Source organism: Streptomyces sp. NPDC101166 (assembly GCF_044768125.1).
GTDB lineage: Bacteria > Actinomycetota > Actinomycetes > Streptomycetales > Streptomycetaceae > Streptomyces.
This window is the reverse complement of the sequence record NZ_JBIWPF010000024.1, coordinates 26,170-47,354: the sequence shown is the minus strand read 5'-3', so window position 1 is coordinate 47,354 and position 21,185 is coordinate 26,170. Positions and strand designations below refer to the sequence as shown.

17 protein-coding genes are annotated in these 21,185 nt (G+C 70.9%); 6 read left to right on the top strand and 11 right to left on the bottom strand.

Translation table 11 applies throughout. The features are described 5' to 3' along the window. Window positions 1-13: 13 nt before the first annotated feature. Window positions 14-2,761, bottom strand: a complete 2,748-nt coding sequence (gene ppdK / locus ACIRS4_RS31460) for a pyruvate, phosphate dikinase (protein ID WP_404202485.1) — start codon at window positions 2,759-2,761, stop codon at window positions 14-16. Between the two features lie 643 nt (window positions 2,762-3,404). Here ppdK and ACIRS4_RS31455 point away from each other — a divergent pair. Next, window positions 3,405-5,495, top strand: coding sequence for a CDP-alcohol phosphatidyltransferase (locus tag ACIRS4_RS31455; protein ID WP_404202483.1), 2,091 nt, complete (start codon window positions 3,405-3,407; stop codon window positions 5,493-5,495). Between the two features lie 19 nt (window positions 5,496-5,514). Here ACIRS4_RS31455 and dusB read toward each other — a convergent pair whose 3' ends face one another. Then, window positions 5,515-6,669: a tRNA dihydrouridine synthase DusB gene (gene dusB / locus ACIRS4_RS31450; protein ID WP_404202481.1), complete on the bottom strand. Its 1,155-nt coding sequence runs from the start codon at window positions 6,667-6,669 to the stop codon at window positions 5,515-5,517. A 65-nt stretch (window positions 6,670-6,734) separates the two neighbouring features. Here dusB and ACIRS4_RS31445 point away from each other — a divergent pair, with 65 nt between their 5' ends. Beyond that, the gene (locus ACIRS4_RS31445; protein ID WP_404202479.1) at window positions 6,735-8,186 is read left to right on the top strand and encodes an MFS transporter; all 1,452 of its coding nucleotides are present in this window, start codon (window positions 6,735-6,737) and stop codon (window positions 8,184-8,186) included. 146 nt (window positions 8,187-8,332) lie between these two features. Here the strand turns inward: ACIRS4_RS31445 and ACIRS4_RS31440 are convergent, their stop codons facing one another. From ACIRS4_RS31440 to ACIRS4_RS31430, 3 genes are all read right to left on the bottom strand, one after another. After that, window positions 8,333-8,929 (bottom strand): TetR family transcriptional regulator, encoded by a 597-nt coding sequence (locus tag ACIRS4_RS31440; protein ID WP_404202477.1) that lies wholly within the window; start codon window positions 8,927-8,929, stop codon window positions 8,333-8,335. Between the two features lie 25 nt (window positions 8,930-8,954). Next, window positions 8,955-9,965, bottom strand: coding sequence for an aldo/keto reductase (locus ACIRS4_RS31435; RefSeq protein ID WP_404202475.1), 1,011 nt, complete (start codon window positions 9,963-9,965; stop codon window positions 8,955-8,957). A 183-nt stretch (window positions 9,966-10,148) separates the two neighbouring features. After that, window positions 10,149-11,531, bottom strand: a complete 1,383-nt coding sequence (locus tag ACIRS4_RS31430; RefSeq protein WP_404202473.1) for a glycine--tRNA ligase — start codon at window positions 11,529-11,531, stop codon at window positions 10,149-10,151. 217 nt (window positions 11,532-11,748) lie between these two features. Between ACIRS4_RS31430 and ACIRS4_RS31425 the strand changes: the two genes are divergently transcribed. From ACIRS4_RS31425 to ACIRS4_RS31410, 4 genes are all read left to right on the top strand, one after another. Continuing rightward, on the top strand, window positions 11,749-12,705 hold the full coding sequence (locus tag ACIRS4_RS31425) for a metal ABC transporter substrate-binding protein (RefSeq protein ID WP_404202471.1): 957 nt from the start codon (window positions 11,749-11,751) through the stop codon (window positions 12,703-12,705). A 17-nt stretch (window positions 12,706-12,722) separates the two neighbouring features. Continuing rightward, window positions 12,723-13,514, top strand: a complete 792-nt coding sequence (locus tag ACIRS4_RS31420) for a metal ABC transporter ATP-binding protein (protein ID WP_404202469.1) — start codon at window positions 12,723-12,725, stop codon at window positions 13,512-13,514. Then, window positions 13,514-14,416, top strand: coding sequence for a metal ABC transporter permease (locus tag ACIRS4_RS31415; RefSeq protein ID WP_404202467.1), 903 nt, complete (start codon window positions 13,514-13,516; stop codon window positions 14,414-14,416). Before ACIRS4_RS31420 ends, ACIRS4_RS31415 begins: the two co-directional genes overlap by 1 nt. 73 nt (window positions 14,417-14,489) lie before the next feature. Then, the gene (locus ACIRS4_RS31410; RefSeq protein WP_404202465.1) at window positions 14,490-14,900 is read left to right on the top strand and encodes a Fur family transcriptional regulator; all 411 of its coding nucleotides are present in this window, start codon (window positions 14,490-14,492) and stop codon (window positions 14,898-14,900) included. A gap of 150 nt (window positions 14,901-15,050) precedes the next feature. Here the strand turns inward: ACIRS4_RS31410 and ACIRS4_RS31405 are convergent, their stop codons facing one another. The 6 genes from ACIRS4_RS31405 to ACIRS4_RS31380 form a co-directional block, all read right to left on the bottom strand. Then, window positions 15,051-15,887: an isoprenyl transferase gene (locus ACIRS4_RS31405; RefSeq protein WP_404202463.1), complete on the bottom strand. Its 837-nt coding sequence runs from the start codon at window positions 15,885-15,887 to the stop codon at window positions 15,051-15,053. Between the two features lie 24 nt (window positions 15,888-15,911). Further along, on the bottom strand, window positions 15,912-16,658 hold the full coding sequence (gene recO / locus ACIRS4_RS31400; protein WP_351091170.1) for a DNA repair protein RecO: 747 nt from the start codon (window positions 16,656-16,658) through the stop codon (window positions 15,912-15,914). Between the two features lie 520 nt (window positions 16,659-17,178). Further along, on the bottom strand, window positions 17,179-18,093 hold the full coding sequence (locus ACIRS4_RS31395; protein WP_404202461.1) for a DUF6879 family protein: 915 nt from the start codon (window positions 18,091-18,093) through the stop codon (window positions 17,179-17,181). Window positions 18,094-18,273: 180 nt separating this feature from the next. Next, complete coding sequence (locus ACIRS4_RS31390; protein ID WP_404202459.1) at window positions 18,274-19,248, bottom strand: SCO2521 family protein; 975 nt, start codon at window positions 19,246-19,248, stop codon at window positions 18,274-18,276. Between the two features lies 1 nt (window position 19,249). Further along, the gene (locus ACIRS4_RS31385; protein WP_404202457.1) at window positions 19,250-20,266 is read right to left on the bottom strand and encodes an SCO2522 family protein; all 1,017 of its coding nucleotides are present in this window, start codon (window positions 20,264-20,266) and stop codon (window positions 19,250-19,252) included. Further along, window positions 20,263-21,183 (bottom strand): SCO2523 family variant P-loop protein, encoded by a 921-nt coding sequence (locus ACIRS4_RS31380; RefSeq protein ID WP_404202455.1) that lies wholly within the window; start codon window positions 21,181-21,183, stop codon window positions 20,263-20,265. The genes ACIRS4_RS31385 and ACIRS4_RS31380 overlap by 4 nt, the downstream gene beginning before the upstream one ends. Window positions 21,184-21,185: the final 2 nt, after the last annotated feature.

Sequence of the window (21,185 nt, the reverse complement as noted above, 5' to 3'; positions counted from 1 at the left end):
GGCCCCGGCGGGGTCAGCGGTGGTCGCTGCCCGTGGACTGGGTGGCCGCCCGGCCCGCTTCCAGCCGGGCCACCGGGATGCGGAACGGGGAGCAGGAGACGTAGTCCAGGCCGGCCTCGTGGAAGAAGTGCACCGACTCCGGGTCGCCGCCGTGCTCGCCGCAGACGCCGAGCTTGAGGTCGGGGCGGGTCGCACGGCCCGCCTCCGCCGCCAGCTTGACCAGCGAGCCCACGCCGTCCTTGTCGATCGTCTCGAACGGGGAGACGCCGAAGATGCCCTTCTCCAGGTAGGCCGTGAAGAACGAGGCCTCGACGTCGTCGCGGGAGAAGCCCCACACCGTCTGGGTGAGGTCGTTCGTGCCGAAGGAGAAGAACTCCGCCGCCTCGGCGATCTGGCCCGCCGTGAGCGCGGCGCGCGGAAGCTCGATCATCGTGCCGATCGCGAGCTTCAGCTCGGTGCCCGTGGCCTCCTGCACCTCTGCGATGACCTGGTCGGCCTCCTCCCGCACGATCTCCAGCTCCTGGACCGTGCCGACGAGCGGGATCATGATCTCGGCACGCGGGTCGCCCTTGGCGTTGCGGCGCTCGGCCGCCGCCTCGGCGATGGCGCGGACCTGCATCGTGAACAGTCCGGGGATGACCAGACCCAGGCGTACGCCGCGCAGACCCAGCATCGGGTTCTGCTCGTGCAGACGGTGGACGGCCTGGAGCAGGCGCAGCTCGTTCTCGTGGGGCTCCTGACGGGACTCCGCCAGGGCCACCCGGACCGACAGCTCGGTGATGTCGGGGAGGAACTCGTGCAGCGGGGGGTCCAGCAGGCGGATCGTCACCGGAAGGCCGTCCATCGCCGAGAAGAGCTCGACGAAGTCCTTCTTCTGCAGCGGCAGCAGCGCCTTCAGGGACTCCTCGCGCTCGGCCTCCGTGTCGGCCAGGATGAGCCGCTCGACCAGCTCGCGGCGGTCGCCGAGGAACATGTGCTCCGTGCGGCACAGGCCGATGCCCTGGGCGCCGAAGCGGCGGGCGCGCAGCGCGTCCTCGGCGTTGTCGGCGTTGGCGCGGACCCTCAGACGGCGCTTGCGGTCGGCGAAGGCCATGATCCGGTGGACCGCCTCGACCAGTTCGTCGGCGTCCTGGGCGCCGGCGTGCATGCGGCCCTCGAAGTACTCCACGACCGGGGAGGGGACCACCGGGACCTCGCCCAGGTAGACCTTGCCGGAGGAGCCGTCGATGGAGATGACGTCGCCCTCCTCCACCACGTGGCCGCCCGGCACGGTCATCCGGCGGCGCTTGGTGTCGACCTCGAGCTCCTCCGCGCCGCAGACACAGGTCTTGCCCATGCCGCGCGCGACGACGGCCGCGTGGGAGGTCTTGCCGCCGCGGGAGGTGAGGATGCCCTCCGCCGCGATCATGCCGTCGAGGTCGTCGGGGTTGGTCTCACGGCGGACCAGGATGACCTTCTCGCCCGAGCGGGACCACTTGACGGCGGTGTACGAGTCGAAGACCGCCTTGCCGACCGCCGCGCCCGGTGAGGCGGCGATGCCCCGGCCGACCTGCGCGACCTTCGCCTCCTCGTCGAAGCGGGGGAACATCAGCTGGGCGAGCTGGGCGCCGTTGACGCGCTGGAGCGCCTCCGCCTCGTCGATGAGCCCCTGGTCCACCAGCTGCGTCGCGATGCGGAAGGCCGCGCCCGCGGTGCGCTTGCCGACGCGGGTCTGGAGCATCCACAGCTGGCCGCGCTCGATGGTGAACTCGATGTCGCAGAGATCCTTGTAGTGGTTCTCCAGGGTCTCCATGATCTGCATCAGCTGGTCGTACGACTTCTTGTCGATCGACTCCAGCTCCGCGAGCGGGACGGTGTTGCGGATGCCGGCGACGACGTCCTCGCCCTGGGCGTTCTGCAGGTAGTCGCCGTAGACGCCCTGGTGGCCGGAGGCGGGGTCGCGGGTGAAGGCGACGCCGGTGCCGGAGTCGGGGCCGAGGTTGCCGAAGACCATGGAACAGACGTTGACGGCCGTGCCGAGGTCGTGCGGGATGCGCTCCTGCCGCCGGTACAGCTTGGCGCGGTCGCCGTTCCAGGAGTCGAAGACGGCCTTGATGGCGAGGTCCATCTGCTCGCGCGGGTCCTGCGGGAAGTCCCGGCCGGCCTCGGTCTTGACGATCTTCTTGAACTTGGTGACGAGCTTCTTGAGGTCGGCCGCCTCCAGCTCGGTGTCGACGGTGACCTTCTTGGCCGCCTTCGCCGCCTCCAGCGCGTCCTCGAACAGCTCGCCGTCGACGCCGAGGACGGTCTTGCCGAACATCTGGATGAGGCGGCGGTAGGAGTCCCAGGCGAAGCGGTCGTCGCCGGCCTGCTTGGCCAGGCCCTGGACCGACTTGTCGGAGAGGCCGATGTTCAGGACGGTGTCCATCATGCCGGGCATGGAGAACTTGGCGCCCGAGCGGACGGAGACGAGGAGCGGGTCGTCGGCCTGGCCGAGCTTCTTGCCCATCTTGCCCTCGAGGGCGTCGAGGTGGGCGCTCACCTCGTCACGCAGTGCCGCCGGCTCGTCGCCGCTGTCGAGGTAGACCTTGCAGGCCTCGGTGGTGATGGTGAACCCGGGCGGGACCGGCAGGCCCAGGTTGGTCATCTCGGCGAGGTTCGCGCCCTTGCCGCCGAGGAGGTCCTTGAGGTCCTTGTTGCCCTCGGTGAAGTCGTAGACGAACTTCACGCCCTCAACGGTCGCGGCCTGATCGGCTACCGGGAGATCTTTGTTTTCCGACACGGGTCTCGACTCCTCGAGGACGCGGTGGCTGCCCTGACGGCGAGGAACATACCCAGATCGAAGGCTTCTGGGTACGTCCACTTGCGCGTCATGCGCCCGTAACCGGTCGCCCGCCACGGGATCGAAAGTCAAGGCTGGGCAAGCGTTGAGCAGCCGATGTTTTCACTTCTTGAACGCAAGCATCTCGTCGAACCCTGTATTGCGCTCATCTGAGCGGCTTGCGCCACGCTTGATTTCGATCGATGAACGATCAAAGGGTGGCACTCAGTGCCAGCCCTTGAGGAAGTGCATCCGCTCAAGATCCGCTCATCTGAGCGCTACCCCTATCAAGGGTGGCGAGAATCACGCTGCCACGGCCGGGCGGATTTCACCATCCGGACGACGCGCCGAAGTCGCGTGCGGACGGGAATCGTGCTCGGTGGCGAACCCGTCGGCGCTGCTCACGGCGGTGGACGGGGCGCGGCGGGACTTGGCGGGGCGTTTGCACGGTGTTTGCCCGCCGCTGGCCGTGCGGGGTGAACACCGGCCTGGAGCAAGCCGTACGAAAGGTGGCGGATCCCATGGCCCCCTGTCGGGTCCGCCGATCCACCCGGCTTCGTACGGAAGGACCCCTCGGGTGCCCGCCTCCACACGCTCTCGCCACTTGCCCGACCCGAAGGGACCCGAGAACACCGGGACCGCTGAGAACCCCGCGATCACTGAGACCACCGGGACCAGTGAGAAGCCCGAGAACCCCGAGGCCGCCGGGAACACCGGGAACGCCGGGACCCCCGGTGCTACCGAGGCCCCCAAGGACGCCGAGCCCGGAAAACCCGAGGCCCGGCAGGACGCCGTGACACCGGCGGGCGGTCAGACCTCGGAGAACGGTGAGCCCTCGGCGACGACTGAACCCGCGAAGAATGCCGAGACCACGGAGGGCCCCAGGCCCGCGGGGAACGCCGAGCCCACGCAGAGCCCCGAGGTCGCGGAAAGCCCCCAGCCCGCAAAGAGCCGTCCCCAGGCCTCAGCGGGCGCCGAAGAGGCCGCGACCGTCTCCGGGAGGCCCGGCCGGGTCTCCTTGCGGGGCCGGCTCGCGCACTGGCGCTCCTGGCGGGGCCGGCATCCGCGCGCCGCGCTGGCGCTGCGGTGGACGGCGACGACGCTGTCCGCCCTGCTCGTGCTCGGGGCCCTGCTGCTGCCGAACCAGCTCCAGCTGCTGCGCACGGACCAGTTCCTGCGGCTGCCCGGCGAGGCGATCATCGCGGCGGCCCTGCTGCTGGCGCTGCCGCGCAAGCCACGGGTGGCGGTCGCCGCCGTCGGCGGGACGGTCCTCGGGGCGCTGACGGTGCTGAACCTGCTGGACATGGGGTACGCCGAGTACCTCGGCCGCAGCTTCAACCCGATCCTGGACTGGGGCCTGCTGGACGACGCCCAGTCGTACGTGGCCGACTCGATGGGCGAGGCCGTCGCTGTCGGCGCCGGCGTCGGAGTGGTGCTGCTGGTCGTGGGGCTGTTCGCCTCCATGGCGCTGGCCGTGGTGCGGCTGAGCACCCTGCTGGCGGACCACCGGCAGACCGCGACCCGGGCCACGCTGGCCGCGGGCACGGTGTGGATGACCTGCTCGGCGCTCGGGCTGCAGTACGCCGGGGAGCCGGTGGCCCAGGACCGGGCCGCGACCGCCCTCACCGACAAGGCCAGGGAGGTGCGCAAGACCCTGCGGGACGAGGCGGCCTTCGAGAAGGAGACCCGCGTCGACGCCTTCGGCAACACGCCCCCCGCGCAACTGCTGACCGGCCTGCGCGGCAAGGACGTGATCTTCACCTTCATCGAGAGCTACGGCCGTGTCGCCCTCACGGACCCGGAGATCGCACCCGGCGTCGACCGGGCCCTCGACACGGGCCAGCAGGCGCTGACCAAGGCCGGTTACCACGCCAAGAGCGGCTGGCTGACCTCGTCGACGTTCGGCGGCGGCAGCTGGCTCGGGCACTCCACCACGATGTCGGGGCTGTGGATCGACAACCAGCAGCGCTACCGCACGGTGATGAACAGCGACCATCTGAGCCTGACCAAGGCGTTCGGCAAGACCGGCGCCTGGGACACGGTCGGGATCATGCCGGGTGTGCAGAAGGCCTGGCCGGAGCAGCGGTACTACGGCCTGGACAAGGTCTACAACGCCTTCCAGATGGGGTACCGGGGGCCGGCGTTCAGCTGGTCGACCATGCCCGACCAGTACGCCCTGGAGTCGTTCCAGCGTCTGGAGCACGGCAGGGACCGAGCCAAGCCGCTGATGGCGGAGATCATCCTGACCTCCAGCCACCAGCCGTGGGCGCCGGTGCCGGAGATGGTCGACTGGAAGGACGTCGGCGACGGCTCGGTCTTCGACAGCATCGAGAAGAAGGGCCAGAAGGCCTCCGACATCATCAGCGACTCCGGCAAGTCCCGGGTGGCGTACGGAAAGTCGGTGGAGTACTCGGTGACCGCGCTGACCCAGTGGCTGGAGCGCTACGGCACCGACGACACCGTGCTGGTCTTCCTCGGCGACCACCAGCCGATCACCCGGGTCAGCGGGAACACCTCCGTGCGGGACGTGCCGGTGTCGATCGTGGCGAAGGACCCGAAGGTGCTCGACAAGATCGTCGGCTGGAAGTGGACGGACGGGCTGAAGCCCGCGCCCGACGCCCCGGTGTGGAAGATGAACTCGTTCCGCGACCGTTTCCTGACGGCGTACGGCTCGACGCCGCATCCGACGAAGTGAGCGGTCGCGGCCCGGCCGGTCAGCCCCCGGAGGTGTCCAGTTCCGCGTCCTCGCCGACGCCGGCGCAGTCGTAGGGGTCCTTCAGCCAGCCGTCCGGCAGCACCACCCGGTTGTTGCCGGAGGTCCGGCCGCGGGGCCCGTCGGCGCCGGCGGGCCAGGGCTGGTCGAGGTCCAGTTCGTCGAGCCCGGCGCGCAGTTCGGCCAGCGAGGAGGTGATCGCGAGCCGCCGCCGCATCTCGGAGCCGACGGCGAAGCCCTTGAGGTACCAGGCGACGTGCTTGCGGAAGTCGACGACGCCCTTGGACTCGTCGCCGATCCACTCGCCGAGCAGGCCGGCGTGGCGGAGCATGATGTCGGCGACCTCGCGCAGGGAGGGGCGCGCGATGTCCTCGGTCCGGCCCTCGAAGGCCGCGACGAGGTCCGCGAACAGCCACGGCCGGCCCAGGCAGCCGCGTCCGACGACGACGCCGTCGCAGCCGGTCTCCCGCACCATCCGCAGCGCGTCCTCGGCGGACCAGATGTCGCCGTTGCCGAGGACGGGGATCTCCGGGACGTGCTCCTTCAGCCGGGCGATGGCCTCCCAGTCGGCGGTGCCGCCGTAGTGCTGGGCGGCCGTGCGGCCGTGCAGGGCGATGGCGGTGACGCCCTCCTCGACGGCGATGCGGCCGGCGTCGAGGTAGGTGATGTGATCGTCGTCGATGCCCTTGCGCATTTTCATCGTCACCGGGAGGTCCCCGGCGCCGCTGACCGCCTCGCGCAGAATGGCGCGCAGCAGGTGGCGCTTGTACGGCAGGGCCGAGCCGCCGCCCTTCCTGGTCACCTTGGGGACGGGGCAGCCGAAGTTGAGGTCGATGTGGTCGGCGAGGCCCTCCTCCGCGATCATGCGGACGGCCTTGCCGACGGTCGCCGGGTCGACGCCGTACAGCTGGATGGAGCGCGGCTTCTCGGTCGCGTCGAAGTGGATGAGCTGCATGGTCTTCTCGTTGCGCTCGACCAGCGCCCGGGTGGTGATCATCTCGCTCACGAACAGGCCCTTGCCGCCGCTGAACTCCCTGCACAAGGTGCGGAAGGGCGCGTTGGTGATGCCGGCCATGGGGGCCAGCACCACGGGGGGCTGGACGGTGTGCGGGCCGATCTGCAGCGTCGTGTTCTTCGTGGGCGCGGTCGTGGGCATCCCCCCATTCTCACCCAACGTACGGCGGGACGACGATATTCATTAGTTAGGCGTACTATGCATGCATGCCCGAGCTCAGCCACCGCCGACGTCTGCTCGTCCTCGCGATCTGCTGCATGAGCCTGCTCATCGTGAGCCTGGACAACACCGTCCTCAATGTGGCGCTGCCCGCCGTGCAGCGCGACCTGCACGCCTCCACCGCCGGCCTGCAGTGGACCATCGACGCCTACACGCTGGTCCTGGCCGCGCTGCTGATGCTCGCGGGTTCCACGGCGGACCGGATCGGCCGCCGGAAGGTGTTCATGGCGGGCCTCGTGCTGTTCTCGGCCGGCTCCCTGCTCTGTTCCCTGGCGCCGACCCTGGAGCTGCTGATCGCGGCGCGGATGGTGCAGGCCGTCGGCGGGTCGATGCTCAACCCGGTCGCCATGTCGATCATCACCAACACCTTCACCGACCCCCGCGAGCGCGCCCGCGCGATCGGCGCGTGGGGCGCGGTCGTCGGCATCTCGATGGCGGCGGGCCCGCTGGTGGGCGGGGTGCTGGTGGAGTCCGTCGGCTGGCGCTCCATCTTCTGGCTCAACCTGCCGGTCGGCCTCGCCGCCCTGCTGCTCACCCTGCGGTTCGTCCCCGAGTCCCGCGCGCCCAAGGCGCGCCGCCCCGACCCGGTCGGCCAGGTGCTGGTCATCGCCCTCTTCGGCTCGCTGACGTACGCCATCATCGAGGCGCCCACGGCCGGGGCCGCCACCAGCCTGCCCTTCGGGGCGGTCGCGCTGGCGGCGCTGGCCGCCCTGCTCATCTACGAGCCCCGGCGCGAGGAGCCCCTCGTCGACCTGCGGTTCTTCCGGTCGGCGCCGTTCACCGGGGCCACGGTGATCGCGGTCAGCGCGTTCGCCGCGCTCGGCGGTTTCCTGTTCCTGTCGACGCTCTACCTGCAGAACGTGCGCGGTCTGGACGCCCTGCACGCCGGTCTGTGGATGCTCCCGATGGCCCTGCCCACGTTCCTGTGCGCGCCGCTGTCCGGGCGGCTCGTCGGCAGTACGGGACCACGGCTGCCGCTGGTCGTCGCCGGGGCGGCGATGACCGCGAGCGGGGTGCTGTTCGCCGCGTTCGACGCGGAGACGTCCGACGGCACGCTGTTCCTCGGCTACCTCCTGTTCGGCATCGGCTTCGGATTCGTCAACGCGCCGATCACCAACACGGCGGTGTCCGGCATGCCCCGCGCCCAGGCGGGCGTCGCCGCCGCCGTCGCCTCCACCAGCCGCCAGCTCGGGCAGACCCTCGGCGTGGCCGTGGTCGGCGCGCTGCTGGCGGCGGGCGTCGGAAGTTCCTCGTACCGGGAGGCGTTCGTGTCGGCCGCGACGCCGGGGTGGTGGGTGCTGACCGCCTGCGGGCTGACCGTCCTCACCGTCGGCGCGGCCACCACGGGACCCTGGGCCCGCGGCACCGCCGACCGGGCCGCGGCGCGACTGGGCGCCGAGGAGATCCGGGAAGCGGTGGGCGCGCCGGGCCGCCGCTGAGCGGCTCGGTCCTCCCCTGCCCGCCCCGGTCGCTCACGCCGCGGGCAGGTCGGACGCCCGGCCGTCCAGCTCGCCGCGATCCGCCCTGACCGGCCTGCCGAGCCTGCGCCTGCCGCGTGGGGCGCGGTGAGGGAGCCGCTGAGAGCTCAGGCCGCTCGCAGGGCTCTCAGCAGCAGGTCCACCAGGGCCGTGAAGTCGGCGTCGGCTTCAGGGCGTTGCCAGACCTTGGCGTAGCCGGGGTCGTGGAAGCGGGCGGTGGCGTGGAAGACGGTACGGGCTTCGGTCGCGGGGTCCGCGGCGGTGAAGGCGCCGGAGGCGACGCCCGCCTCGATGATCCGGGTGAGCTGTCCGGTCAGCTCGGCGAGGTGCTCGCCGACCACCGCGCCGGTCTCGCCGGTCAGCACCTGGTAGGTGGCGAACAGCTCGGGATCGTCGCCCGCCTTGCGGCGCTTGGCCTCGAAGAGGGTCGCCAGCCAGACCCGCAGCCGGGTCTGCGGGTCGCGCCCCTCGTCTGCGGCGATCCCGGCGAGGTCCTGCGAGGCGCGGTCCAGCCAGCGCTTGGTCACCGCCTCGCGCAGCGCAGCCTTGGTGCGGAAGTGGCGGTAGACGCTGCCGTGGCTGACGCCGAGCGCGCGGGCCACGTCCACCACGGTGGCCTTGGCCGGGCCGTGGCGGCGCAGCACGTCCTCGGTGGCTTCGAGGATGCGCTCGGCGGTCAGGGTCTCGGAGGTCTGCGGTGCCATGCTCCGACCGTACCGGGGGCCCGGATCAGCGTTCGCTGTCGAGGTGCGCCATCGCGGCCGCCGCGTACCGCTCGCCGGCGGCCGCGTCGGCCGGCACGGCCGCCTCGATCGCCACGAGGTCACCCGCGTCCAGGACGACGTCCAGCGCGCCCAGCGACTCCGCGAGCCGCTCCCGGGTGCGGGCGCCGATCAGCGGGACGATGTCCTCGCCCTGCGCCAGCACCCAGGCGATCGCGATCTGGGCGACGGAGACGCCTTTCTGCTCGGCGATCTTCCGCAGCGACTCCACCAGGGTCAGGTTGTGCCGGAGGTTCTCGCCCTGAAATCGGGGCGAGTGGGCGCGGAAGTCGTCGGCGGCGAGCTGCCGGTCGGCCGAGAAGTGCCCGGAGATCAGGCCCCGGGACAGCACGCCGTAGGCGGTGACGGAGATGCCGAGCTCGCGGACGGTCGGCAGGATCTCCCGCTCGATGCCGCGGGAGATCAGGCCGTACTCGATCTGGAGGTCGGCGATCGGGGCGGTGGCGGCGGCCCTGCGGATCGTCTCGGCGCCGACCTCGCTCAGGCCGATGTGGCGGACGTACCCCTTCTCGACCAGTTCGGCGATGGCGCCGACGGTCTCCTCGATGGGGACGTCCGGGTCGAGGCGTGCGATGCGGTAGACGTCGATGTGGTCGACGCCGAGGCGCTGGAGTGAGTAGGCGGCGAAGTTGCGCACGGCGGCCGGGCGGCCGTCGTAGCCGGACCAGACGCCGTCCGGGCCGCGCAGCGCGCCGAACTTCACGCTGGTCAGGGCCTGGTCACGGCGGGCGGCGGGCGCGGTGCGCAGGGCCTCGCCGATGAGCAGTTCGTTGTGGCCCATGCCGTAGAAGTCGCCGGTGTCGAGCAGGGTCACGCCGGCCTCCAGGGCCGCGTGGACGGTGGCGATCGACTCGGTGCGGTCCGCTTCGCCGTACAGCGCCGACATGCCCATGCAGCCGAGGCCGAGGGCGGAGACACGGGGGCCTGTCGTTCCGAGGGTGCGGGTCTGAAGGGTCATGCGATCCAGCCTGACATGACAGCTGACAGATTTCAATATTTGTCAGCTGTCACCCGGCATGGACGTCGGCGGCTTCCGCCGCCCACCTGACATCGACCGAACGACGAAGGCCCCGGCCCCGGAACAGATCGTTCCGGAACCGGGGCCTTCACAGCCGCGGGTGAGGCGAGTCGCCCTACGGTCCTAGCAGCCGACCAGACGGCTCGCGAGGTAGCCCTCGATCTGGTCCAGCGACACGCGCTCCTGCTTCATGGAGTCGCGCTCGCGCACCGTCACCGCGTTGTCCTCGAGGGTGTCGAAGTCGACGGTGACGCAGTACGGCGTGCCGATCTCGTCCTGGCGGCGGTAGCGGCGGCCGATCGCGCCGGCGTCGTCGAACTCGATGTTCCAGTTCTGGCGCAGCGCCTGGGCGAGGCCCTTGGCCTTCGGGGACAGCTCCGGGTTGCGGGAGAGCGGGAGCACCGCGACCTTCACCGGGGCGAGGCGGTGGTCCAGGCGCAGCACCGTGCGCTTCTCCAGCTTGCCCTTGGCGTTGGGGGCCTCGTCCTCGACGTAGGCGTCCAGCAGGAACGCCAGCATCGCGCGGCCGACGCCGGCCGCCGGCTCGATGACGTACGGCGTCCAGCGCTCCTGGGCCTCCTGGTCGAAGTAGGAGAGGTCCTGACCGGAGGCCTTGGCGTGGGCGCCGAGGTCGTAGTCGGTGCGGTTGGCGACGCCCTCGAGCTCGCCCCACTCGTTGCCGCCGAACTGGAAGCGGTACTCGATGTCAGCGGTGCGCTTGGAGTAGTGGGAGAGCTTCTCCTTCGGGTGCTCGAACCACCGCATGTTCTCCTCGCGCAGGCCGAGACCGGTGTACCAGTTCCAGCGCTGCTCCATCCAGTACTCCTGCCACTGCTCGTCCTCGCCCGGCTTGACGAAGAACTCCATCTCCATCTGCTCGAACTCGCGCGTGCGGAAGATGAAGTTGCCGGGCGTGATCTCGTTGCGGAAGGACTTGCCCATCTGCGCGATGCCGAACGGCGGCTTGCGGCGCGAGGTGGTCTGCACCTGGGCGAAGTTGGTGAAGATGCCCTGGGCGGTCTCGGGGCGCAGGTAGGCGACGGAGCCGGAGTCCTGCGTCGGGCCGAGGTGGGTGGAGAGCAGGCCCGAGAACTGCTTGGGCTCGGTGAAGGTGCCCTTGTTGCCGCAGTTGGGGCAGTTCAGGTCCGCCAGGCCGTTCTCCGGGAGGCGGTTGTGCTTGGCCTCGTAGGCCTCCTCCAGGTGGTCCGCACGGAACCGCTTGTGGCAGGAGGTGCACTCGGTGAGCGGGTCGGTGAAGGTGGCGACGTGGCCCGACGCGACCCAGACCTCGGGGGCCAGGATGACGGACGAGTCGATGCCGACCACGTCCTCGCGCGACGTCACCATGTAGCGCCACCACTGGCGCTTCAGGTTCTCCTTGAGCTCGACACCCAGCGGTCCGTAGTCCCAGGCGGCGCGCTGGCCGCCGTAGATCTCACTACAGGGGAATACGAAGCCACGGCGCTTGCTCAGGCTGACGATGGTGTCGATCTTGTCGGCGGCCACGGTGCTCTCTTCATAACGACGACGAATACTGACGGGTGCGGCGCGTAGCGCCTCGATGAGGGGTGGTGGTCGGGAGACGGGCGGGCGAAGCGAGACGCTTCCAGCGAATGCTTCAGCGTACCGGCGGTGCCTGCCCCTCAATCAAATCGGTCCACTGCTCAGAACGTGACGAACCGCTTGTTGACAACGGTTTCCATCATTGTTGAAAATGACTGTCATGAACGTACGACGCCTCATACCGGGCACCGCGGTCGCGGCGGCCACCGCTCTCGGCCTCACCGCCCTCACCGCCTGCTCCGGCCAGAGCGCCGCGGCGGGCAACACCGACAAGTTCGACGTCGTCGCGTCGTTCTACCCGATGGCCTTCCTCGCCGAGCGCATAGGCGGCGACCACGTCCACGTCAGCAGCCTCACCGAGCCCGGCCAGGAACCGCACGACCTGGAGATCAGCGCCAAGCAGCGCGTCCAGGTCGAACAGGCCGACGCCGTCCTGTACTTGAAGAACCTCCAGCCCTCCGTCGACGACACGGTGGCCCAGTCCGAGGTCAAGACGAAGATCGACGCCGCGAAGCTCACCACGCTGGAACAGCACGGCAGCGAGGTCGGCGGCCACGCGGCCGAGCACGACCACGAGCACGGCGAGGAGGAGGCCGGCCTCGACCCCCACCTCTGGCTCGACCCGGTCAGGTACGCCGAGGTCGCCAAGGGCGTCGGCGCGGCCTTCGAGAAGGCCGACCCCGGCCACGCGGCCGACTACAAGAAGAACACCGCCGCCCTCGTCTCCGAACTGAACGCCCTGAACGCACAGTTCAAGACCGGGCTCGCGAACACCAGGACCAAGGTCTTCATCACCACCCACGCCGCCTTCGGCTACCTCGCCGAGCGCTACGGCCTGACCGAGGAGGCCATCAGCGGCCTCGACCCCGAGTCCGAGCCGAGTGCCGCCCGCATCCGCGAACTTGAGAAGATGGCGAAGGCCGACGGCGTCTCGACCGTGTTCTACGAGACCCTCGTCAGCGACAAGACCGCCAAGACCGTCGCCAAGGACGCCGGACTGAAGACGGACGTCCTCGACCCGATCGAGGGCATCACCGACACATCCCGCGGCAAGGACTACTTCGCGGTCCAGGAAGCCAACCTCAAGGCGCTGCAGACGGCCCTGGGAACCAAGTGATCTTTACGGAGGGCGTCATGGACACCGGCGTCACAGAGGGCGAACGCGAGCCCGTCATCACCCTCGACGGGGTCCGCGCCGAACTGGGCTCACGTCCCGTCCTGCGCGGCATCGACCTGACCGTGCGGCGCGGCGAGGTCGTCGCGCTGCTCGGCGCGAACGGCTCCGGCAAGTCCACCGCCGTGCGCAGCGTCATCGGCCAGGTCCCGGTCACCGCCGGGCGGATCGAGCTGTTCGGGACCGACCGCGGCCGCTTCCGCGACTGGCGGCGCGTGGGCTACGTACCGCAGCGCACCACCGCCGCCGGCGGCGTCCCCGCCACCGTCACCGAGGTCGTCTCCTCCGGCCGGCTCTCCCGGGCCCGCTTCGGCATCCTGCGCAAGGCCGACCACGAGGCCGTACGCCGCGCCCTGGATCTCGTCGGCATGGCCGACCGGGCCAAGGACTCCGTGAACGCCCTCTCGGGCGGCCAGCACCAGCGGGTGCTGATCGCCCGCGCGCTCGCCGCCGAACCCGAGCTGCTGATCATGGACGAGCCGATGGCGGGCGTCGACCTCGCCAGCCAGGAGGTCCTCGCCCGGACGCTGGAGAAGCAGGTCGCCGAAGGCGCCACGGTCCTGCTCGTCCTGCACGAACTGGGCCCGCTGGAACCCCTCATCGACCGGGCCGTCGTGCTGCGCGACGGCTGCGTGACCCACGACGGCCCACCCCCGCGCGCGGTCGGCCAGCACGCCCTGCCCGGCCACGACCATGTGCACCCGCACGCACCGGCGGGCGCCGAACCGATCCGCACGGGACTGCTGAGCTGATGGACTTCCTGAACTACGCCTTCATGCAGCGGGCACTGCTCGCCGCCGTCCTGGTCGGCGTCACCGCCCCCGCCGTCGGCATCTACCTCGTCCAGCGCCGCCAGGCCCTCATGGGCGACGGCATCGGCCATGTCGCGATGACCGGCGTCGGCCTCGGCTTCCTGCTGACCTGGTCCCCGGTGTGGATGGCCACGGCCGTCGCCGTCCTCGGCGCGGTCCTCATGGAACTGATCCGCTGGTACGGCCGCACCCGCGGCGACATCGCCCTCGCGATGCTCTTCTACGGCGGCATGGCCGGCGGCGTGATGTTCATCAACCTCGCTCCGACCGGCTCCAACGCCAACCTGAACTCCTACCTCTTCGGCTCGCTGTCGACCGTGTCGGAGTCCGACGTCACCGCGATCTGCGCGCTCGCGGCCTTCGTCGTCCTCGTCACCCTGGGCCTGCGCCGGCAACTCTTCGCGGTCAGCCAGGACGAGGAGTTCGCCCGGGTGACCGGACTGCCGGTGCGCGCCCTGAACCTGCTGACCGCGGTCACCGCCGCCGTCACGGTGACCGTCGCCATGCGGGTCGTCGGGCTCCTGCTGGTCTCCGCGCTGATGGTGGTCCCGGTCGCGGCGGCCCAGCAGCTCACCCGCAGCTTCGCGGCGACGTTCGCCGTCGCGGTGGCCATCGGCATCACCGTCACCATCGGCGGCACCGTCACCTCGTACTACCAGGACGTCCCGCCCGGCGCGACGATCGTGCTGCTGACCATCGGCGCGTTCATCGCCATGACCGCGCTCGCCGCCCCGCTCGCCCGACGGCGCGCCCGCGCGGCGGCCGCCGGCCAGCCCGCCGGAGACCCCGCGGAGTGCACCATTCCGGCCACCAGGGAGGCCGGCGACGGCATCGGCGTCTGACCGCGCACGGCCCGGGCTGGCACAATGGCCCGGCAAGCCGCAGACGTGAACCGAGCCAACGGAGGAGGCAACGGTGACGACCGCTGGACCGCCCGTGAAGGGCCGCGCCACCAGGCAGCGTGCCGCAGTGGCGGCGGCGCTCGACGAGGTCGAGGAGTTCCGCAGCGCGCAGGAACTCCACGACATGCTCAAACACAAGGGCGACTCGGTCGGGCTGACGACGGTCTACCGCACCCTCCAGTCCCTCGCCGACGCCGGCGAGGTCGACGTCCTGCGCACCTCCGACGGCGAGTCCGTCTACCGCCGCTGCTCCAGCGGCGACCACCACCACCACCTCGTCTGCCGGGGCTGCGGCAAGGCGGTCGAGGTCGAGGGCCCCGCGGTGGAGAAGTGGGCGGAGGCCATCGCCGCGGAGCACGGCTTCGTGAACGTGGCGCACACGGTGGAGATCTTCGGCACCTGTGCGGAGTGCTCCGCGAGGTGAGCCGGAGTACGGTGCGGGCCCTGTCGTGACCGTGACCGGGGGCCGTGCCCCCGGACCACCCTTCGGCCCTGGACGGGCCTCGTCCTCAAACTCCCCCAGAGGGGGGACCCCCAGACGGGCTGAGTTGCCCAGCCCCGTCGAAAAGTGCCGCTACTCCCCTTCCCTGCCCTCCATCGCCAGGAGTTCCTCGTTGGGGATGGCTCCGCCGAAGCGGCGGTCGCGGGAGGCGTATTCGATGCAGGCGCGCCACAGGTCACGGCGGTCGAAGTCGGGCCACAGGACGTCCTGGAAGACCAGCTCGGCGTACGCGCTCTGCCAGAGCAGGTAGTTGGAGGTCCGCTGCTCGCCGCTGGGGCGCAGGAACATGTCGACGTCCGGCATGTCCGGGTAGTACAGGTACTTCTGCAGCGTCTTCTCGTTGACCTTCGACGGGTCGAGACGGCCCGCCTTCACGTCCTCGGCGAGGGCCTGCGCGGCGTCGGCGATCTCGGCGCGGCCGCCGTAGTTCATGCAGAAGTACAGGGTCAGCCGGTCGTTGTCCTTGGTCTGCTCCTGGGCGATCTGGAGCTCCTTGGCGACCGACTTCCACAGCTTGGGCATACGGCCCACCCAGCGCACCCGGATGCCCAGTTCGTCGAGCTGGTCGCGGGTCTTGCGGATGAAGTCGCGGTTGAAGTTCATCAGGAAGCGCACCTCGTCGGGCGAGCGCTTCCAGTTCTCGGTGGAGAAGGCGTACAGGGAGATGTTCTTCACCCCGATCTCGACCGCGCCCTGGAGCACGTCGAGCACCTGCTCCGCGCCGACCTTGTGTCCCTCGGTGCGGGGCAGCCCACGCTCCTTCGCCCAGCGGCCGTTGCCGTCCATGACGATCGCCACGTGCTCGGGGATCAGCTCACCGGGCACCTTCGGCGCGCGGGCGCCGGACGGGTGCGGTTCCGGCGCCTTGTACTCCCGACGCTGCCGCCCCAGGAACCCGCGTACCACCATGTCTGTCTTCTCTCCTCTAGCCGCTTACTTCTCTACGTACCGAAGGGAGCGCAGACCGCGCTCCATGTGCCAGTGCAGGTAGGCGGAGACCAGTCCGCTGCCCTCCCGGACGTGGCGTGCCTCGCACGCGTCCGCCGTCTCCCAGTCTCCCGTGAGCAGCGCGCCCAGCAGTTCCAGGGTCTGCGGCGAGGGTACGACGCTGCCGGGGACCCGGCAGTCGGCGCAGACGGAACCGCCGGAGGCCACGGAGAAGAACCGGTTCGGGCCGGGCATGCCGCACTTGGCGCAGTCGCCGAAGCTGGGCGCGTAGCCGTTGACGGCGAGGGAGCGCAGCAGGAACGCGTCCAGGACGAGGTGGGGGGCGTGCTCGCCCCGGGCCAGCGTCCTCAGGGCGCCCACGAGCAGCAGGTACTGCTGCACGGCCGGCTCGCCCTCGTGGTCGGTGAACCGCTCGGCGGTCTCCAGCATGGCGGTGCCGGCGGTGTAGCGGGCGTAGTCGCTGACGATGCCGCCGCCGTACGGCGCGATGGTCTCGCTCTGCGTGCACAACGGCAGCCCGCGGCCGACCAGCTCACTGCCCCGGGCGAAGAACTGCACGTCCACGTGTGAGAACGGCTCCAGCCGGGCCCCGAACTTCGACTTGGTCCGCCGCACCCCCCGGGCGACCGCCCGCACCCGCCCGTGCCCTCGCGTGAGCAACGTGATGATGCGGTCGGCCTCGCCCAGCTTCTGCGTGCGAAGGACGACGCCGTCATCCCGGAACAGGCTCATCGGACACCGCCACAGGCCTGCCGGGGGTGCGGGGGTCGCCCCCCGCAAAGACGCAGCATGATGCGGTCGGCCTCGCCCAGCTTCTGCGTGCGAAGGACGACGCCGTCATCCCGGAACAGGCTCATCCGACACCGCCACAGGCCTGCCGGGGGTGCGGGGGTCGCCCCCCGCAATGACGCAGCATGATGCGGTCGGCCTCGCCCAGCTTCTGCGTGCGAAGGACGACGCCGTCATCCCGGAACAGACTCATCGGGCACCGCTGTCGAACAGGCTCATGGGTCCATTCTCGCCCATGCCCTAAGCGGGTGCGCCGCTCTCACCGGCCCCCGCACCGCGATCGCCCTCGCGGGCGCGCTGCTGCCGGCGACACCGCTGCTGCTCCTGGCCGTACGGCGCGCGGAGACGGCAGCGGACCAGGCGGCCGCGGAGATCACCGAGGCCGCCTGAAACTCCGGCGCCGCGGCCGGACCGGTGGGACCGGTGGGACCGGTGGGACCGGTCCCACCGGGTCGCGCAGGCGTCAGTCCGGGTCGGGGCCGCCGCTCCTGACCCGGACCTGGCCGGGCAGGCCGTTCGGGGAGTTGGCCGGGTCGGCGGCGTCCCACAGCAGGTTGAACCGGCGGCGCAGAGGCTCGACCTCGTTCGCCCGGGCGTTGATCGTGGTCGAGGAGTTCACGCTGAGCTGGTCGGCGTGGATCTCGTACGTCAGCGCCTCGTCGAACACGATGAAGTCGATCATCTTGCCGCGCCGGAAGTACGGCGGGAGCTCCTCCAGCGCGACCACCCGTACGTCGATGCCCATGTCCCGCTGCTCGGTGCAGATCGGCACCAGAGCGGAGAACTCCTCGGGCCGTTTGACGATGAACAGCCGCCGCACCCTGATACGGCGCTCGGGGTCGAGGATGGCCTCCCGCTGGGCGGTGAGGTAGCGGCCGGCGGGCTCGGTGTTCCAGAAGCTGTCGTCGACGACGGTGGTGCTGATGGCGTCGATGCTCTTGCGGGTGCACCGGGTGAGGGTCATGAGCCAGTCGTGGTTCTCCCCGGGGCACTCGGCGACGAGGTTGGTGAAGTCCTCCATCTGCGCGGCCAGTCGGTCGATCTCGGCGTGCGCGAACGCGTGCAGGATGTCCGGCCCCATGGAGACGACCTTGGTGGCGTGCTCGGCGAGCCGGGGCACGCCGTCGCCGCGCAGCTTCTCCACCTCGTTGAAGAGCTTGGTGGCCTTGCCGATGTCGGCGAACCTCTTGTCCACCGAGTCCTTGACGGCGTTCATCTGGTTCACGAAGGACACGAGGAACTGCACGATCAGCACGATGCCGCCGCACAGCACGGACAGCACGAGCTGCCACGGGCCTTCCTCGTCGGCTCCGAGAACGTTGGTGAGCAGGTAGACCACACCGCCCACCACCACCGTGACCAGGAGTTTCTGGGTCACATGCCGAGCGCCTTCGAACGTGTTCGCCGGTGCGTTCATCTCTCTTTCTCCCCCCGTCGGGATCATGCGCGGACCGGTGTCGTGGTGCCTTCCCTTGCTGTGCGATGGTGCGGGCTGTGCCGTGGTGCGGGCGTGCCGTGCGCGGTGCGGGCCTCGATGGTCGTAGCGGCCTCGGTGCCGTCAGGGCGTGCTCAGCGCGTCGCCGCGTTCCTCGCGGCGGACGAGGTTCTGCAGGGCGAGCTGGTCGCGGATGCGCTGGGCCAGGGTGTTCCACTGTCTGCTGAACCCGGGGTTCCTCTCCAGCTCCTCCCATGGGGTGGTCAGCGCGCGGTCGACGCGGGCCCTCGGCATCCACAGATGCAGCAGATGGTCGACGAGCGGGCGCAGCACCTTCAGCGCGGCCTTGCGGTCGTCGGAGCCGAGCCGCAGGCCGTCGAGCTTGTCGGCGACGGTCGTCAGCAGCCAGTCGTGCAGGGCGAGGTCCTCGCAGAGGCCGGCCACCGCGGCGGGCTCGGTGCCGGGCGGCAGCCGCAGCTCCACCACCCGCAGTCCGTCGCCGGCCTCGGTGAAGTGCAGGGACGCCTCCTCGCCGGCGGCGGTCGGGGACGCCGTCCAGCGCAGGCTGGTGTCGGCGGTGGTGAGCGGGGCGTCGTGGTCCAGTTCGTGCCGCCGGGAGATCCGCGCCAGCAGGCTCTCGGCGATCGAGCCGACGTCCAGCTCGCCCTGCCGGCTCCCGGTGAGGAAGCCCTCCCTCACCGACTTCTCGGGGAGCCGGCCGACGGGGACCAGGGAGCCCGGCCGGACCAGGTAGTAGCCCCAGGGCTGGCGCCGGTCGGGCCCGTCGGCCGGGAGGGAGAAGGACGCCGTCGACTGCAGCACCCGGCCCTCGACGAGCGCCGCGCGGGCGGTCACCGTGCCGACGGCGCGGATCCGGGCGCCGGTGGCGGTGGGCAGCCGGCAGTCGACGCCGGTGAGGACGTCCGGGGAGACGGCGTGCCGGTTGGGACGCCGGGACAGCCGGACGCGTTCGTCGGCGCGCAGGCGCAGCAGCCCCTCGGCGGCCCGTTCGTCCACCGCGTCGCGGTTGGGCAGCAGACAGGTCCGCACCTCGCCGCAGGCCAGGACGGGCCCCGTGGTCGTGCCCAGGCCGCTCATGTCACAGCCCCGGCGGGAACACGTAGGAGGTGCGGTCCACGACGCCGGCGGGGACGGCGACGCCCTCGCCCGCGGAGCGTTCGGCGACCTGGCGCAGCGCCTCCTCCTCGACGTGGACCTGGTCCAGGACGACGCGGACGGCGTGCTCCACGGGCAGGAACCGGGCCGGGAGGATGCTGCACGTGGCGTACGCGGTGAAGGGCGGCGCGAGCGGGTTGAGGCGGACGACGGGCGGCAGCGCGTCCCAGTCGGCCGGGAACGCCTTGTCGTCCCAGGCGGCGGGGGTCAGCACGGCCCGGCCGTTGTCGCGCAGCAGCCCGAGCCGGACGAGCTGCCAGACCGAGGCGAGGAAGGCGCAGGACCAGGTGCGCTCGTCCTCGGGCCCGCTCCACAGCTCGACGTCCATGAAGACGGAGTGGCCGCGCGCGCCGGTCTCGCTCGGCGGCTCCCAGACCGCTCCGGTGGCGTCCAGGGCGGCGGAGGTGCGCCGGGACGGGGCGCGGCGGCCGTTGGTGAGCCAGCCGGTGCGGCTGACGGGCGGGCGGAAGCCGTTGCTGCCGGGCGGGGGCGACTCCACGAGCCGGTGCAGGACGGCCTCGGCGAGGACGGCGCGGTCCCGGCGGCCGGACCCGCCGCCGGCCGGGGCGGGACCGGCGAGCGCGGGGCCGGCGCAGCCCGACTCGCGGGCCAGGTAGTCGATGGTGAGGCCGGACTCGGCCGCCGCGTCGAGCAGCGGCGGGACGAGTTCGGCGGGGGTGGACAGCCGGCTGAAGTAGTCGTCGATGAGGAAGCAGGTGCTGATCCTCGGTCGCCGCCCCGCCGGGAGCGGGCCGACGCCGGCCCTGGCGGCGTCCACCCAGGGCCGCACGGCGGCGAAGTGGCGGCGCAGCCGGTCGGGGCCTTCGACGAAGTCCTCCATGTACAAGTGCCCTAATTCCAGGGAGAGATGGGAGTAGGGCACGGATTCGGTGCGCGGCTGCGCGCTGGTCTCCCGGAACACCGTTCCCGGCCCGCTCACAGCTGCCCCCAGTACATGTCGTCGGTCAGGCGTTGTGCGAGTTCGCCCATCTTCTGCCAGGTCTCGACATTGGCGATCCGGCGGTCGTGGACGTCCTCGTCGGTGATGAGGCGTTCCTGCCACTGCAGGACGGGTTCCAGCGGAATGGAAGACAGCACCCGTGTCTTGCCGATGCCGCGGCCGGCCGCGATTTCCTCCAGTTGTGTGTCGCACTGCCGCATCCACGCGTACTGGGCGGGTGAGACCTGCGACCAGAGCGGCGACTCGAGATTGGGAACGGCGGCCCGGACGAAACGGATCGAGGCGTTGAGCGCGTCCGAGTCGTGGCCCATGGCGCAACCGGCCTCGACTATGCCCTGTTTCCCGTACACGAGTTCGGCGGCCGCCATCACGTGCTGGCGGGTCCAGCGGTGATAGACGAGCCATCGCGTTTTCAGTCGTCCGAGTCCGCCGCGGGGCGAGGTGGCGAGCAGGGCGAGGTCCATCGCATAACTGCGTCCGGCGCTCAAGTCGACGATGATGACGTCGAATTCGCGTTTCAGTCGCAGGACGAGGTCCACGCACCGGTGCAGGTTCTCCGCGTCGGTGACGAATTCACCGCCGGAGCGGTCGCCGGGCAGCAGCACCAGCCGTCCGGAGCCGCCGGGCCGGCTGAGCAGGACGGGGTGTTCGGTGCGGGCCCACACGTCGACCCGCAGCGGCTCGCCCACCTCGCCCTTGAGGTAGGAGTGCAGACCCCGCCCCTCGGCCTCCCCGAGCACGTCGGGCAGGTCGAAGACGGCGGCCGCGGTGGGCGACCCGAAGTCGAAGTCGAGGTAGCAGACGTCGTCCCCGTCCAGCGCGCGGTGGTAGGCGAGGTTGGCGCTGGTGACGGAACGGCCCGTGCCCCCCTTGTCGGAGGCGGCGAAGACGAGCACCC